Origin of the sequence: Mycobacterium sp. UM_11 (assembly GCF_001414075.1) — a bacterium.
Lineage (GTDB): Bacteria > Actinomycetota > Actinomycetes > Mycobacteriales > Mycobacteriaceae > Mycobacterium.
This window is the reverse complement of the sequence record NZ_LATC01000041.1, coordinates 13,343-28,704: the sequence shown is the minus strand read 5'-3', so window position 1 is coordinate 28,704 and position 15,362 is coordinate 13,343. Positions and strand designations below refer to the sequence as shown.

Below are 15,362 nucleotides of genomic sequence, written 5' to 3'. Positions count from 1 at the left end.
CCTATCCGCACTGCCCCAACAACAGAGGCGCCCAGATGACCGACAGTCGTTCCGGTTCAACAAAGACTTCGAAATCCGCCCGCTCCGGTCGCAAACGGAAAGACCACGAGAGCGCGGTCGGGTTACAACACCACAAGCGCACGGGCGTCGACATCGCCATCGCGCTGCTCACCCCGCTCATGGGCCAGGAGTTCCTGGACAAATACCGGCTGCGCGACCCGGTCAACCGGGGGCTGCAGTACGGCACGAAGACCGTATTCTCCACCGCGGCCGCCGCCTCCCGGCAGTTCAAGCGCGTGCAGAACCTGCGCAGCGGACCGACCCGCCTGAAGTCGAGCGGCAAGGACTACTTCGACCTGACGCCCGACGACGACCAAAAGCTGATCGTCGAGACCCTCACCGAATTCGCCGAAGAGGTGCTGCGGCCGGCGGCGCCCGAGGCCGACGAGGCCGCGACCTACCCCGCCGACCTGATCGCCAAAGCCGCGGAGCTGGGCATCACCGCGATCAACATCCCCGAGGACTTCGACGGCATCGCCGCCCACCGCTCCAGCGTGACCAACGTGCTGGCGGCCGAGGCGCTCGCCTACGGCGACATGGGTCTGGCCCTGCCGATCCTGGCCCCCGGCGGTGTGGCCGCCGCGTTGACCCATTGGGGCAGCGCGGACCAGCAGGCCACCTATCTGCACGAGTTCGCCGGCGAGAACGTTCCACAGGCCTGCGTCGCCATCGCCGAGCCGCAACCGCTGTTCGACCCCACCATGCTGAAGACGACCGCGGTGCGCACACCGAGCGGCTACCGCCTCGACGGCGTGAAGTCGTTGGTTCCGGCGGCGGCCGACGCCGAACTGTTCATCATCGGCGCGCAGCTGAACGGCAAGCCGGCTTTGTTCGTCGTGGAGTCGTCGACCAAAGGCCTTGCCGTCAAGGCGGATCCGAGTATGGGCATCCGCGCGGCGGCCCTGGGCCAGGTGGAGCTCTCCGGGGTTACGGTGCCGCTGAGCGCCCGCCTCGGCGAGGACGAGGCCACCGACGCCGACTACTCGGAGGCGATCGCGCTGGCCCGGCTGGGCTGGGCGGCGCTGGCGGTGGGCACCTCGCACGCGGTGCTCGACTACGTCGTGCCCTACGTGAAGGAGCGCGAGGCCTTCGGTGAGCCGATCGCCCATCGCCAGGCGGTCGCGTTCATGTGCGCCAACATCGCCATCGAGCTGGACGGCCTGCGCTTGATCACCTGGCGCGGCGCGGCCCGCGCCGAGCAGGGCCTGCCCTTCCTCCGCGAGGCGGCGCTGGCCAAGCGGCTGGGCGCCGACAAGGGCATGCAGATCGGCCTGGACGGCGTCCAGCTGCTCGGCGGCCACGGCTTCACCAAAGAGCACCCGGTCGAGCGCTGGTATCGCGACCTGCGGGCCATCGGCGTGGCCGAGGGCGTCGTCGTCATCTAAGTCGTCATCCAGCCGTCATCCGGACTACCGAAAGACCAACCATGGCAATCAATCTGGAACTACCCCGCAAGCTGCAAGCGGTGACCGTCAAGACCCACCAGGGCGCGGCGGAGCTGATGCGCCCGATCGCCCGCAAGTACGACCTCGCCGAACACGCCTACCCGGTCGAACTCGACACGCTCTACAACCTGTTCGCGGGCGCCTCGGAATCCATCGAATTCGCCGGGGCCGACAACCTGGGCGACGAGAACAAGGACCGGGACCAAAACCACAACGGCGCCAACATGGCGGCGCTGCTGCAGACCCTCGAGGCCTGCTGGGGTGACGTCGCGATGATGTTGTCGGTGCCCTACCAGGGCCTGGGCAACGCGGCCATCTCCGCCGTCGCGACACAGGAACAGCTGGAACGCCTGGGCAAGGTGTGGGCGGCGATGGCCATCACCGAGCCGGGGTTCGGCTCCGACTCGGCGGCGGTGTCGACCACCGCCAAGCTGGACGGCGACGAGTACGTGATCAACGGCGAGAAGATCTATGTCACCGCCGGTTCGCGCGCCACCCACATCGTGGTGTGGGCCACGCTGGACAAGTCGCAGGGGCGCGCGGCCATCAAGTCGTTCATCGTGCCGCGCGAGCACCCCGGCGTGACGGTCGAGCGGCTCGAACGCAAGCTCGGCATCAAGGGCTCCGACACCGCGGCGATCCGCTTCGACAACGTGCGCATCCCCAAGGAGAACCTGCTCGGCAACCCCGAAATCGAAGTCGGCAAGGGCTTTTCGGGTGTGATGGAGACCTTCGACAACACCCGGCCGATCGTGGCGGCCATGGCCATCGGCGTCGCCCGAGCCGCCCTCGAGGAAATCCGCAAGATCCTCACCGAGGCGGGCGTGGACATCTCCTACGACAAACCGTCGCACGCGCAGAGCGCCGCGGCGGCCGAGTTTTTGCGGATGGAAGCCGACTGGGAGGCCGCCTACCTGCTCGCCCTGCGGGCGGCGTGGCAGGCCGACAACAAGATCCCCAACTCCAAAGAGGCGTCGATGAGCAAGGCCAAGGCCGGCCGGATGGCCAGCGACGTCACCCTCAAGACCGTCGAATTGGCCGGTACCGCAGGCTATTCCGAGCAGTCGATGCTGGAGAAGTGGGCGCGCGACTCCAAGATCCTGGACATCTTCGAGGGCACCCAGCAGATCCAGCAATTGGTGGTCGCCCGCCGCTTGCTGGGCCTGTCGTCGGCCGAGCTCAAGTAGCTCGGTTCGCCGAACGTGCAACCACGGCGGCCAGTCGGCCAATTTCCCGCCCTGAGTGCACGTTCGGTGTGACTACCCGGCGAGGGCGTCCAGTTGCTGACGGACCTCGTCGTCGAGTTCGATCGAGGCGACGTCCATGTTCTCCTCCAGGTGCCGCACCGACGAGGTGCCGGGGATCAGCAACACGTTGGGCGCCACGCTCAACGTCCACGCCAGCGCGACCTGCGCCGGCGTACGGCCGAGCCGCTCGGCCGTGTCGGCCACCAGCGGGTGCGTCAGCACCGGGTTCGGCTGGACGAACGCGGCCCCCAGCGGGAAAAACGGCACGAACGCGATCCCGCGGGCGGTGCACTCGTCGAGCAGGGGCGCCGATTCCCGATCGAGAAGGTTGAATGCGTTTTGCACACAGGCGATTTCGGTGCGCTCCAAGGCGCGCAGCAGGTGATCGCGGTTGACGTTGCTCAGCCCGATCCCGCCGATCAGCCCCGCGTCGCGGGCTTCGATCATGACCGAGAGCCGGTCGTCGAACAGCCGATCGGGCTCGCCGCTTTCGAACACGCGCAGGTTGACCGCGGCCAGCTGGTCGACGCCGAGGGTGCGCAGGTTGGTCTCGATGTCGCGGCGTAAGTCGGCGGGCTCGTCGACCGGCAGCCAGGCGCCCTTGTCGTCGCGCCGGCCGCCGACCTTGCTCACCAGCGCCAGGTTCTCCGGGTAGGGGTGGAGCGCCTCGCGGATAAGCTCGTTGGCGACGTCGGGTCCGTAGAACTGGGCGGTGTCGATGTGGTCGACGCCGAGCTCGACGGCCCGCCGCAGGACGGCCAACGCCTCATCGCGGTCCCGGGGCGGGCCGAAGACATTGGGGCCCGGCAGCTGCATCGCGCCGAAGCCCACCCGGGAGACCGAAAAGCGACCGAGTGGAAAGGAATCCATACGGCGAGGTTAGCGTCGAGGCATGGACACGTTTCAAGCGCTCGTCGCTCGCGAAGATGGCGACCGGATTACCGCGTCGGTCGAGACTTTGAGCCACTCCGACCTGCCACCCGGTGAGGTCACGATCCGGGTGCTCTATTCGAGCGTCAACTACAAGGACGCGCTGGCCGTGACCCCGGGCGGCGGCGTGGTGCGCAGCTACCCCGTCGTGCCGGGCATCGACCTGGCCGGCGAGGTCGTCGAGTCGAGTTCACCCGACTTCGCCGTCGGTGACACGGTGCTTGCGCACGGCTACCAGATCGGCACCGGCCACCACGGCGGCTACGCCGAATTCGCGCGGCTGCCCGCCGACCAGGTCGTCGCGCTCGGCCCGTTGACCCCGCGCGAGGGCGCCGCGATCGGGACCGCCGGCTTCACCGCCGCGATGAGCGTGCAGGCGCTGATCGACTGGGGCGTCGAGCCCGGCGCCGGGTCCGTCGTGGTCACCGGCGCCTCCGGGGGCGTCGGCTCGATCAGCGTGGACCTGCTGGCCGCCAAGGGCTTTTCTGTAGTCGCCTCGACCGGCAAGGAGGCGGCGGCCGGGCTGCAGAAAGAGCTTGGCGCGGCGGAGGTTATCGGCCGGTTGCCGGAGGATCCCGACGCCAAGCCGCGGCCGTTGGCCAAGGCGCGTTGGGCGGCCGCGGTGGATTGCGTGGGCGGTGCGACGCTGGCCGACGTGCTCAGCGCCGTCGACTACGGCGGGGCGGTCGCCGCCAGCGGGCTGACCGGCGGTCCGGCGTTACGCACCACCGTGATGCCGTTCATCCTGCGCGGCGTCGCGCTGCTGGGGATGGATTCGGTGCAGATGCCGATCGGGCGGCGCCGCAAACTGTGGGCGCTGCTGGGCGATTCGTTGCGGCCGCGCCATCTCGACTCGCTCACCAGCGACGTCGACGTCAAGGACGTGGTCGACGTGCTCGATCAGGTGCGCGCCGGCAAGTTCACCGGTCGGGCGGTGGTGCGGGTCGCGGGCGGATTCTGAGTCGGCAGTAGGCTCAGCGACCATGCGCGCTGCACGGGTGACTCGGTTGGACGGTCCGGACGCGATCGAGGTGGCGGAGGTCGACGAACCGTCGGGTGACGGCGTCGTCGTCGAGGTGCACGCCGCCGGTGCCGCCTTCCCCGACGCGTTGCTGACCCGGGGCCTGTATCAGTACCGCCCCGAGCCGCCGTTCGTGCTGGGCGCGGAGATCGCCGGTGTGGTCCGCTCGGCGCCGGCCGACGCGCACGTGCGGACCGGCGACCGGGTCGTCGGGCTGACGATGCTGTCCGGCGGCATGGCCGAAGTCGCGATCCTGGCGCCCGACCGGGTGTTCAAGCTACCCGACAACGTGAGCTTCGAGGCCGGCGCCGGACTCCTGTTCAACGACCTGACCGTGTATTTCGCCCTGACAGTGCGCGGCCGGCTCGCCCAGGGCGAGACCATCCTGGTGCACGGCGCCGCCGGGGGCATCGGCACGTCGACGCTGCGGCTGGCCTCGCTGCTCGGGGCCTCGCGCACCATCGCGGTCGTCAGCACCGAGGGGAAGGCCGACGTCGCGACCGCCGCCGGCGCCACCGACGTCGTGCTGGCCGACGGGTTCAAGGACGCGGTCAAGGAACTCACCGGCGGTCGCGGTGTCGACCTGATACTCGACCCGGTCGGCGGTGACCGGTTCACCGATTCGCTGCGCTCGCTTGCGCCGGGCGGGCGGCTGCTGGTCGTCGGCTTCACCGGCGGGGAGATCCCGACCGTGAAGGTGAACCGGTTGCTGCTCAACAACATTGACGTGGTCGGCGTCGGCTGGGGGGCGTGGACGGCCACGCATCCGAACGCGCTGGCCGAGCAGTGGGCCGGGCTCGAGAAGCTGCTGAGCTCCGGGCAACTGGCCGCCCCCAATCCGGAGGTGTACCCGCTCGAGGAGGCCGCCGCGGCGGTCGCGTCGCTGGAGAACCGCACCGCCAGGGGCAAGGTCGTGGTGCGCGTGCGCGACTGACTCGTCAGGCTTGATCGGCGACCCAAAAGGTCGACGAAGACGCATGGACCCTTGTGCGGGCGCAAAACAAAAACTAATGTCACTTTCAGTTTTGTAAGGTCGCCCGAGCCGGGGGTCATCCATGGAATCGTTCGTTCACTTGCGAAAAGGCACGACGCCCCAACGCCTGCACGCCGACCTCGACGGGCTCAAGGACGACGAGCTGGGCCGCGGCGGATTCACCGGCCGCACGGCGAACCTCTACCGCCGCCACGACCCCACCGCCTACCGGTCCGTCGGCCCGCTGCGGCCCGTCGACGTGCTGGCCGGCGAGCTCAAGCCGAGCGACGCCACCGACGCCAACGGCGGTCCGCTGCTGATGTTCAGCAACGCCGACTGCCGAATCCTGTTGAGCCGTCGCGCCCAGCCGATGCCGTTTTTCGCCCGCCATGTCGACGGCGACCTGCTGTGCTTCGTGCACCAGGGCGCGGGCCTGCTCGAAACCGAGTTCGGGCCACTGCGCTACTCCCAGGGTGACTGGGTCTACCTGCCCAAGGCCTGCACCTGGCGCCAGGCGCCGGACGCCGAGACGACGCTGCTCATGATCGAGGCGACCGACGAGTTCCGGGTGCCGCCGCCCGGGCCGCTGGGCCGGCACTTCCCGTTCGACCCGTCGCAGGCCACCATCCCCGAACCGGCCCCCGTCGAGGACGACGGCCGCGACGAGTACGAGGTCCGGCTCCTCCACGAGGGCGGCCCGACAACGCTTTTCTACCAACACAATCCGCTCGACGTCGAGGGTTGGCGCGGTGACAACTTCGCGTTCACCTTCAACATCGCCGACTACAACGTGGTCACCTCCGACAGCGTCCACCTGCCACCGACGGTGCACCTGTTCATGCAGGCCACCGGCGTCTACGTGATGAACTTCCTGCCGAAGCCGGCGGAGGGTGTCCCGGGCACCGAGCGCACCCCGTGGTATCACCGCAACGTCGACTATGACGAGATCGCCTTCTTCCACGGCGGCTCGCTCTACGGCATCCCGATGCCGCCCGGCCTGATCTCCCATGCGCCGCAAGGCGTTCACCACGGCGCACCGGAGAAGGCGCGGGAACGGGCGCGCCGCAAGTTCGACGAGTACTCCCGCGTCGATTGGCAAGTGATCGCCGTCGACACCCGTCGGCGACTGACCCCGTCGGCCGAGGTGCTGGCGAACGACCTAGGACAACACTGAGCATGACGACCCGTCACGAATACGAACGAATCCCCTATCTCGTTGCGTTCCAGAACAATTCCGGCGTCCGCGACGTCTATGGCGGCCTGGCCGAGATCACCGTGCTGGAGAGCTATCTGCTCAAGCCGACGGACAGGCCGTCGGACACGGTGCTGGTGTTCATGCACCCGATCGGGGGCGGCGCCTACCTGCCGATGATCAACGCGCTGGCCCGGGCGGGCCACCACGTCATCTACTGCAACAGCCGATTCCGCGGCACCGACGCGGCGCTGCTGATGGAGAAGGTGGTGGAGGACCTGGGCGAGTGCATCAAGGACGCCAAGAAGCGGCTGGGCTATTCGAAGGTGGTGCTGGCCGGGTGGAGCGGCGGCGGTTCGCTGTCGGTGTTCTACCAACAGCAGGCTCAGCACCCGACCATCACGTCCAGCCCGTCCGGCGACGGTCCCGACCTGACCGCCCTGGACCTGCCCGCCGCGGACGGCATCATGCTGCTGGCCGCGCACATCAGCCGCCACGGCACGCTGACCGAATGGCTCGACGCGTCGATCCTCGACGAATCCGACCCCACCAAGCGCGATCCCGAGCTGGACCTCTACAACCCGGACAACCCCAACCAGCCGCCGTACAGCCAGAAGTTCCTGGCCCGGTATCGCGAGGCGCAGATCGCGCGCAACCGGCGCATCACCGCCTGGGTCCGGGACAAGCTCGCCGAGTTGAAGGCGGCCGGCCGGCCCGAAGACGAGTTCGGCTTCGTGGTGCACGGCACCATGGCGGACCCGCGCTGGCTGGACCCGACCGTGGATCCCAACGAACGCACCCCGGGAACCTGCTACCTGGGGGATCCTCAGGTGGTGAACATGAGCCCGGTCGGGCTGGCCCGCTTCTCGACGCTGCGGGGCTGGCTTTCGCAGTGGAGCTACGACGACGCCCGCGGCGACGGGGTGGCGTGCGGGGCCGACATCGCGGTCCCGGCGCTGGTGATCGGTAACCTGGCCGACGACGCCTGCACACCCAGCCACACCCGGCGGCTGTTCGAGGCCATCGGGTACCACGACAAGGAAATGCACGAAATCCCCGGCGCCACCCACTATTACGCGGGTCCCGACCAGCGCGACAAGCTGCGCGCGGCCGTCGACATCGTCACCGACTGGCTGGTCCGCCACGACTTCGCGAGCAAAGAGTGACAGCCGGTCCGCTGGAGGGCGTCCGGGTGCTCGAACTCGGCACGCTGATCGCGGGCCCGTTCGCCGGGCGGCTGCTGGGCGACATGGGCGCCGACGTCATCAAGGTCGAGCCTCCCGGCGCCCCGGACCCGCTGCGCACCTGGGGCCAGGCCGAAATCGACGGGCAGCACGTCTTTTGGACGGTGCACGCGCGCAACAAGCGCGCGATCACACTCGACCTGCGCAAGCCCCGCGGCCGCGAGTTGTTCCTGGAGCTGGTCGCGAAGTCCGACATCGTCGTGGAGAACTTCCGGCCGGGAACGCTGGAGAAATGGGATCTGGGCTACGACGTGCTCAGCGCCCGCAACCCGGGCATCATCCTGGTCCGGGTCTCGGGTTACGGGCAGACCGGGCCCGACGCGCACAAGGCCGGCTACGCCTCGGTGGCCGAGGCGGCAAGCGGGCTGCGGCACCTCAACGGCTTCCCCGGCGGCCCGCCGCCCCGGCTGGCGCTATCCCTCGGCGACACCCTGGCCGGCATGTTCGGCGCCCACGGGGCGCTGGCGGCGCTGTACCGCCGCGGCACCACCGGGCGCGGCCAGGTGGTGGACGTCGCGCTGACCGAATCCTGTTTGGCGGTGCAGGAATCCACCATCCCCGACTACGACGCGGGCGGCGTGGTGCGCGGACCGTCGGGCACCCGGCTGGAGGGCATCGCGCCGTCGAACATCTACCGCAGCGCCGACGGCTCCTGGGTGGTGATCGCCGCCAACCAGGACACCGTCTTCGCCCGCCTGTGCAAGGCGATGGGCCGCCCCGAGCTGGTCACCGACGACCGGTTCGCCACGCACGGCGCCCGCGGCCGCAACCAGGACGAGCTCGACGAGATCATCGGCGCGTGGGCGGCGGAGCGCCAGCCGGGTGAGATCATCGAAACCCTCAGCGCCGCAGGCGTGATCGCCGGACCCATCAACACCGTCGCCGAGGTCGTCAACGACCCGCAGCTGCGGGCCCGCGGCATGCTGGTCGAGCACTTCGATGAACGGGTCGGGCGAAACGTCCTGGGGCCCGGCGTGGTGCCGGTGCTTTCCGAGTCCCCGGGCCGGGTCCGCAGCGCCGGGCCCGCGCGGCCGGGCCAGCACAACGACGACGTCTTCATCGGACTGCTGGGCAGGACCACCGAAGAGCTGGACGCGTTGCGGGCCGAGGAGGTGCTGTGAACACAGCGGTGGTGATCCGCGAGGTGTCGCTGCGCGACGGCCTGCAGATCGAAGCGCCAATCCCGTTGGCGGCCAAGCTCGAACTCCTGGCGGCGGTCGCCGCGACCGGGGTGCGCGAGGTCGAGGCCACCGCGTTCGTCTCGCCGTCGAAGGTGCCGTCGATGGCCGACGCCGCCGAGCTCGCCGCGCACCTGCGCGACTACCCCGACATTGAATTCTCCGCGCTGGTGGCCAGCCCGAACGGGGCCAAGCGCGCGGTGGCGGCGGGGCTGCGCTCGATCGAGTACGTGGTGGCCGCCGACGACACCTTCAGCCAGGCCAACGTCGGGCGCACCAGCGCGGAGGCCACCGAGGCGATCGGCGAGATCCTCGCCATCGCGCACGACGCCGGCGTGAGCGTCGAGGTGATCATCGCCACCGCGTGGGACTCACCGTTCGAAGGCCCCACTCCCCCGCAGCGGGTGCTCGACATCGCCGCGGCCGCCCGCGACCGCGGTGTCGACCGCCTGTCGATCGCCGACACCATCGGCACCGCCACCCCCGGGCGGGTGAATTCGCTGATCGCCCAACTGCGTCCGGTGATCGGCGACCTGCCGCTGGGCGGCCATTTCCACAACACCCGCGGCTCCGGGCTGGCCAGCGCATACGCCGCGGTCAGCGCCGGGGTGCGAAGGCTGGACGCCTCGGTCGGCGGCCTGGGCGGCTGCCCGTTCGCGCCGGGCGCGACCGGCAACATCGCCACCGAGGACCTGGTGTACCTGCTGCGCGACAGCGGCTTCGGCGTCGACGTCGACCTGCAGGCCGCCATCGCCGCCGCCGAGGTCGCCAGATCCGTTGTCGGCCATGACCTGCCGGGCGCCCTGCTGCGCGCCGGTGACCGGATCCGGGCCTGATGCCCACCCCGGACACGCTGACCGCCAAGGGCCGCCAAACCAGGCAGGCCATTGAGCAGGCCGCCCGAAAGCTGTTCGCCGAGAGGGGCTTTCACGGCACCACGCTGGCCGACATCACGTCCGCCGCCGGCAAGTCGCCCGCCGTGTTCTACCGGTATTTCGGCGACAAGGAAGACCTGCTCGCCGCGCTGGCGGAATCCTTTCTGCACGACGTCGTGACGCCGTCCGGGCTCAGCGTGCACCTGCCGGACTCGCCGGAAGACGAGGCCTTCTTCACCTCGGTGGTCACCGGCTACTGGAACATGTTCAAACAGAACATCGGCATCATGATCGCCGTGGCGCAGCTCGCCGCCACCCAGCCGCGCTTCGCCGCCGTGCAGAACGAATTTCGGCGCTTCGGCATGGACATCGTCGCCGCCTCGGTGCGCCGCGCCCAGGAGCAGGGATACGGAACCGAGCTGGACCCGAAACACACCGCGGCGGCGATCGCCCTGCTCTTCGAGAACTTCACCACCGTGTTCGTCGGCCCCTCCAACCTGGGCATCAAGATCAGCGACGAGGACGCCATCGCCACCCTGTCGACGATCTGGAAGAAAACCCTGTACGGCAGCGGCAAGGAGACATAGGAGACAACTGTGGATTTCACGCTCCCCGAACACCTTCCGGGCCTGCTCGCCGAGATGGACGACTTCATCGAGGCCGAGATCAAACCGCTCGAGCGCGAACACATCCAGTATTTCGACAAGCGCCGGGAACATGCCCGCACCGACTGGGAGAACGACGGCATCCCGACGCGGGAATGGGAGGAGCTGCTCGCCGAGATGCGCAGGCGGGCCGACAAGGCGGGATGGCTGCGGTACGGTCTGCCGGCCTCGCTGGGCGGGCGGGACGGCACCAATGTGGACATGGCGGTCATTCGGGAACACCTGGCGCACAAGGGACTTGGGCTGCACAACGACCTGCAGAACGAGTCCTCGATCGTCGGGAACTTCCCGCAGGTGATCATGATGGAGCGGTTCGGCACCTCCGAGCAGCGACGGCTGTGGTCCGAGGCGCTGATCACCGGGGAACGTTCCATGGCGTTCGGGCTGACGGAGCCGCAGCACGGTTCGGACGCGACGTGGCTGGAAACCCACGCCGAGCCCGACGGCGACGACTGGGTGATCAACGGATCCAAGCGGTTCAACACCGGCGTGCACCGCGCGACCCACGACCTGGTCTTCGCGCGCACCTCCGGTGAGCCCGGCCAGGCGCGGGGCATCACGGCGTTTCTGGTGCCGACGGACGCGCCCGGGTTCGAAGTCCCCTACTACTGGTGGACCTTCAACATGCCGACCGACCATGGCGAAGTCCGGTTGACCGACGTCCGGGTACCCGCCGACGCGGTCCTCGGTGAGGTGGACCGCGGCCTGGAGGTGGCGCAGACCTTCCTGCACGAGAACAGGATTCGGCAGGCCGCGAGCAGCCTGGGCGCCGCGCAGTACTGCATCGACCGCGCCGCCGAATACGCCGGCAGGCGAACCGTGTTCGGCAAGCCGCTGGCGGTCAACCAGGCCGTGCAATGGCCGCTCGCGGAACTGCAGACCGAAGCCCAGATGGTGCGGCTGCTGGTGGCCTACGCCGCCTGGCACCTGGACCGCGATCACCACATGGAGGTCTCGGACAAGGTGTCGATGGCCAACTACCGGGCGAACCGGCTCGTGTGCGACGCCGCCGATCGGGCCATGCAGATCTTCGGTGGCCTGGGCTACAGCCGGCACGAGCCGTTCGAGCACATCTATCGCCACCATCGCCGCTACCGGATCACCGAAGGCGCCGAGGAGATCCAGATTCGCCGGGTGGCGCAGCGGCTGTTTAAGTTTGGCAAGTGACGCCGACCGACGACCTGGCCGCACAACTCGCCGCGCTGCTGGCGCCGGTCCTCGGCGCCGACGTCGCGGTGCACAACCTGCGCGCCATGACCGGCGGCGCCAGCCGCGCCACCTGGGCGTTCGACGCCGCCACCGGCGACCGGAGCCAAGCGTTGATCCTGCGCACCGGCGCACCCGACGACGTGCACGCAGGCATGGAGCTCGAGGCGCGCGCCCAGGCCGCCGCCGCAGCCGCCGGCGCACCGGTCCCCCACGTCCTGATCGCCGACGATTCGCCTGCGGCACTGGGCAATCCCTTTCTGATCTGCGAGGCGATCGCGGGCGAGACCATCGTCCGGCGCATCCAGCGGCAACTCGACGCCGCGGGCGGGCAGGCGGCGCGCGCGGGGCTGCTGCGGCAATGCGCGCAGGCGCTGGCGGCCATCCACCGCGCGGACCCGGACATCCCCGGGCTGGCCCACGAGGATCCGCTCGCGCGGTATCGGGAGCGGCTCGACGCGATGGGCGACACCACGGCCACCTTCGAATGGGCGTTTCGCTGGCTGGAGGCCCGTCGGCCCGAACCGTCGGCGGACGTCCTGGTGCACGGCGACTACCGGATGGGCAACCTGATCGTCGAGGGGTCCCGCCTCGCCGCCGTCCTCGACTGGGAGCTGGTGCACCGCGGCGACCCGCACGACGACCTGGCCTGGTTCTGCATCCGGGCCTGGCGCTTCGGCGCTCCCGCCGGTCTCGGCGCCGGCGGTCTGGGCAGCATCGAGAGCTTCCTGCGCGCCTACGAGCAGGCCAGCGGTTCCAGCGTGGATCGAGTGGCTTTCCATTGGTGGCTGGTGCTGGCCACGCTGCGCTGGGGGGTCATCTGCCGCTATCAGGCCGAGCGGCATCTGACCGGTCTGCACCGCTCGGTGGAGCTGGCCACCATCGGTCGCCGCGTGTGCGAGACCGAGTGGGACCTGCTCGACCTGCTCGAAGGAGCCGCCTGATGATCGGCGCGTACGGCCGGCCGATCGCCGCCGAGCTGGTGGCCGCGGTGGCCGAATTCCTGGAGACCGACGTGCGGTCGGCGACCAGCGGGCAGGTCAACTTCCACGCCAGGGTGGCGGCCAACGCGTTGCGCATCGTCGAGCGCGAACTGCTCGACGAGAGCGAGGCCGAATCCCGCGCCGCCCTGGCCGACCTGGGGTTCGCCGACGAGGAAGAGCTGGCCGCCGCGATCCGGGCCGGCGAGCTGGACGGGCGGGCCTTGGAGGTGACGGCCTGCCTGCGCACGCTGGTGCGGCGCCGGCTGGCCGCCGCACACCCGGGTTACGACAACAGCGAATAGGAGCGTTTGCCATGACGAGTGCGGAAACCGTCGCCGACGCGGCCGACCGGTTGTTCGCGGCCATCGAGAAGGGTGACTTCGCGGCGGTCGAGGCGATGTGGAGCGACGACATCGCGGTCTGGCGGGTGGGCGCGCGCCGCGACGACGATAAGGCCCGCGCGTTGCGGGTCATCGACTGGTTCATCAACGCGACCACCGAACGCCGCTATGAAATCCTGGACCGGCGCTTCTTCGAGGGCGGCTTCGTCCAGCAGCACGTCCTGCACGCCACCGGCCATGCCGGCCAATCGATCTCGATGCGGGTCTGCATCGTGATCAGGGTCGGCGATGACGGTCGGCTCGCCCGGATCGACGAGTATTTCGACCCCGCAGAGATCGCGCCGCTGATGCAATAGCGGTTAGATTCCCCTCGAGAGATGGGGTGGGAGATGACAACTCTGGAAACACTGCTGAACGATCCCGACGTGGCCGGCGTCTGGAACCTCGTCCCGGACCGCTCGGCCATCACCTTCAAGATCAGAAACATGTGGGGCCTGGTCAACGTCAAGGGCCGGTTCACCGAGTTCAGCGGCGACGGCCAACTGACGGGCGCGGGAGCCGTTTTCGGGCGCATCGACATCCGCGCGGCCTCGATCGACACCGGCATCGGGCGGCGCGACAAGCACCTGCGCTCCGCCGACTTCTTCGACGTCGAGCGCTACGGCGAGATCAACGTCGTCGTCACCGCGGTGCGGCCGACCAAAGGCAAGGCGGCGGATGTGCGGGCCGCGTTCACCATCAAAGGCATCACCGAGCCGCTGCCGGTCTCCGCCACCATCACCGAGCTCGACGACGGATCGATCCGGGTCGCCGGGGAGACCGACGTCGACCGCAACAGGTTCGACCTGGGCTGGAACCGGCTTTCCATGATGGGTTCGACGGCCAAGGCGGCCGCGGAACTGGTCTTCGTGCGGGCTGCCCAGTAAAGCCGGTGCGGCACCAGTACCATCTGGACCGTGCCCGATTCCAGCCCCGAATCCAGCGTTGCCCTGCGGATCCTGGTCTACAGCGACAACGCCAACACCCGCGAACAGGTGATCCGGGCCCTGGGCAAGCACCTGCATCCGGATTTGCCGGAGCTGACCTACCTCGAGGTAGCGACGGCCCCGATGGTGGTGCGCCAGATGGACGAGGGCGGCATCGACTTGGCCATTCTGGACGGCGAGGCCACGCCCACCGGCGGCATGGGAATCGCCAAACAACTCAAGGACGAACTCGCGACGTGCCCGCCCCTCGTGGTGCTGACCGGGCGCGCGGACGACGCCTGGCTGGCGAACTGGTCGCGGGCCGAAGCCGCCGTGCCGCACCCGATCGACCCCATCGTGCTCGGCCGCACGGTGCTGGGACTGCTCCGCACCCCCACCCGCTAGCGCCTTCACCTGCGGTAACAGCACCCGGTCGCCCCTCGCGAACGAAGGTGCCGGTGCACGGCGGCCAACTGCCGGGTTGCTACGACACAAAACTCTGACGGATACCCCCACCCCGACAAAGCACACCTGTCTTCACGACGCTATGTTGTGGAGGTCACTGTGGCGCCCCGCAGCCCGCGTACGTCACAGCAGCCCGGCCCCCCGCCCGGCCGCCGCACGGCGACCCGTACGAGGAGATCTTGGAGCGAGTTGAACGTCTACATACCCATCCTGGTTCTCGGAGCGATAGCGGCGGCCTTCGCCGTGGGATCGGTCGCGATCGCGAGCATCGCCGGACCGTCGCGATACAACAAGTCGAAGATGGCGGCCTACGAGTGTGGGATCGAGCCGACCGAAAGCCCGGTCAGCGGCCCGCACGCGGCGAGCGGACAGCGGTTCCCCGTGAAGTATTACCTGACCGCAATGCTGTTTATCGTCTTCGACATCGAAATCGTGTTCTTGTATCCCTGGGCGGTCAGTTACGACGCGCTGGGAACGTTCGCGTTGGTCGAGATGGTGGTGTTCATGCTCACGGTTTTTGTGGCGTACGCCTATGTGTGGCGCCGCGGCGGCCTGACGTGGGATTGAGGTAG

Annotated in this window: 17 protein-coding genes; 16 read left to right on the top strand and 1 reads right to left on the bottom strand. The window is 69.1% G+C overall.

Annotated elements, in window-relative coordinates:
• The first annotated feature begins 35 nt into the window (after positions 1-35).
• Both WU80_RS12640 and WU80_RS12635 read left to right on the top strand, forming a co-directional pair.
• Complete coding sequence (locus WU80_RS12640) at positions 36-1,445, top strand: acyl-CoA dehydrogenase family protein (RefSeq protein ID WP_055403023.1); 1,410 nt, start codon at positions 36-38, stop codon at positions 1,443-1,445.
• 41 nt (positions 1,446-1,486) lie between these two features.
• Entirely contained in the window at positions 1,487-2,692 is a 1,206-nt protein-coding gene (locus WU80_RS12635) for an acyl-CoA dehydrogenase family protein (RefSeq protein ID WP_055403021.1), read from the top strand.
• Between the two features lie 72 nt (positions 2,693-2,764).
• Here the strand turns inward: WU80_RS12635 and WU80_RS12630 are convergent, their stop codons facing one another.
• Entirely contained in the window at positions 2,765-3,622 is an 858-nt protein-coding gene (locus tag WU80_RS12630; RefSeq protein ID WP_055403019.1) for an oxidoreductase, read from the bottom strand.
• 22 nt (positions 3,623-3,644) lie between these two features.
• Between WU80_RS12630 and WU80_RS12625 the strand changes: the two genes are divergently transcribed.
• The 14 genes from WU80_RS12625 (at position 3,645) to WU80_RS12560 (ending at position 15,357) form a co-directional block, all read left to right on the top strand.
• Positions 3,645-4,643 (top strand): acryloyl-CoA reductase, encoded by a 999-nt coding sequence (locus WU80_RS12625; protein ID WP_055403017.1) that lies wholly within the window; start codon positions 3,645-3,647, stop codon positions 4,641-4,643.
• A gap of 22 nt (positions 4,644-4,665) precedes the next feature.
• A complete protein-coding gene (locus tag WU80_RS12620) occupies positions 4,666-5,637 on the top strand; it encodes an NADPH:quinone oxidoreductase family protein (RefSeq protein ID WP_055403015.1) in 972 nt (323 codons plus the stop codon).
• 121 nt (positions 5,638-5,758) lie between these two features.
• Positions 5,759-6,850: a homogentisate 1,2-dioxygenase gene (locus WU80_RS12615; RefSeq protein WP_055403013.1), complete on the top strand. Its 1,092-nt coding sequence runs from the start codon at positions 5,759-5,761 to the stop codon at positions 6,848-6,850.
• Positions 6,851-6,852: 2 nt separating this feature from the next.
• Complete coding sequence (locus WU80_RS12610; RefSeq protein ID WP_055403011.1) at positions 6,853-8,034, top strand: alpha/beta fold hydrolase; 1,182 nt, start codon at positions 6,853-6,855, stop codon at positions 8,032-8,034.
• The gene (locus WU80_RS12605) at positions 8,031-9,233 is read left to right on the top strand and encodes a CaiB/BaiF CoA-transferase family protein (RefSeq protein ID WP_055403008.1); all 1,203 of its coding nucleotides are present in this window, start codon (positions 8,031-8,033) and stop codon (positions 9,231-9,233) included. The genes WU80_RS12610 and WU80_RS12605 overlap by 4 nt, the downstream gene beginning before the upstream one ends.
• A complete protein-coding gene (locus WU80_RS12600) occupies positions 9,230-10,126 on the top strand; it encodes a hydroxymethylglutaryl-CoA lyase (protein ID WP_055403006.1) in 897 nt (298 codons plus the stop codon). The genes WU80_RS12605 and WU80_RS12600 overlap by 4 nt, the downstream gene beginning before the upstream one ends.
• On the top strand, positions 10,126-10,752 hold the full coding sequence (locus WU80_RS12595) for a TetR/AcrR family transcriptional regulator (RefSeq protein ID WP_082459840.1): 627 nt from the start codon (positions 10,126-10,128) through the stop codon (positions 10,750-10,752). The genes WU80_RS12600 and WU80_RS12595 overlap by 1 nt, the downstream gene beginning before the upstream one ends.
• A 9-nt stretch (positions 10,753-10,761) precedes the next feature.
• Complete coding sequence (locus WU80_RS12590; protein ID WP_055403002.1) at positions 10,762-11,997, top strand: acyl-CoA dehydrogenase family protein; 1,236 nt, start codon at positions 10,762-10,764, stop codon at positions 11,995-11,997.
• Positions 11,994-12,980: a phosphotransferase family protein gene (locus WU80_RS12585; RefSeq protein ID WP_055403000.1), complete on the top strand. Its 987-nt coding sequence runs from the start codon at positions 11,994-11,996 to the stop codon at positions 12,978-12,980. Before WU80_RS12590 ends, WU80_RS12585 begins: the two co-directional genes overlap by 4 nt.
• Entirely contained in the window at positions 12,980-13,321 is a 342-nt protein-coding gene (locus tag WU80_RS12580; protein WP_055402998.1) for a DUF6285 domain-containing protein, read from the top strand. The genes WU80_RS12585 and WU80_RS12580 overlap by 1 nt, the downstream gene beginning before the upstream one ends.
• Before the next feature lie 11 nt (positions 13,322-13,332).
• Positions 13,333-13,716 carry a nuclear transport factor 2 family protein gene (locus WU80_RS12575; RefSeq protein ID WP_055402995.1) on the top strand — a complete coding sequence of 128 codons (384 nt, stop codon included), beginning with the start codon at positions 13,333-13,335 and terminating at the stop codon, positions 13,714-13,716.
• A gap of 33 nt (positions 13,717-13,749) precedes the next feature.
• Positions 13,750-14,286 (top strand): YceI family protein, encoded by a 537-nt coding sequence (locus WU80_RS12570; RefSeq protein ID WP_055403051.1) that lies wholly within the window; start codon positions 13,750-13,752, stop codon positions 14,284-14,286.
• 30 nt (positions 14,287-14,316) lie between these two features.
• Entirely contained in the window at positions 14,317-14,730 is a 414-nt protein-coding gene (locus WU80_RS12565; protein WP_055402993.1) for a response regulator transcription factor, read from the top strand.
• A 249-nt stretch (positions 14,731-14,979) separates the two neighbouring features.
• Positions 14,980-15,357: an NADH-quinone oxidoreductase subunit A gene (locus WU80_RS12560; protein ID WP_055402991.1), complete on the top strand. Its 378-nt coding sequence runs from the start codon at positions 14,980-14,982 to the stop codon at positions 15,355-15,357.
• Positions 15,358-15,362: the final 5 nt, after the last annotated feature.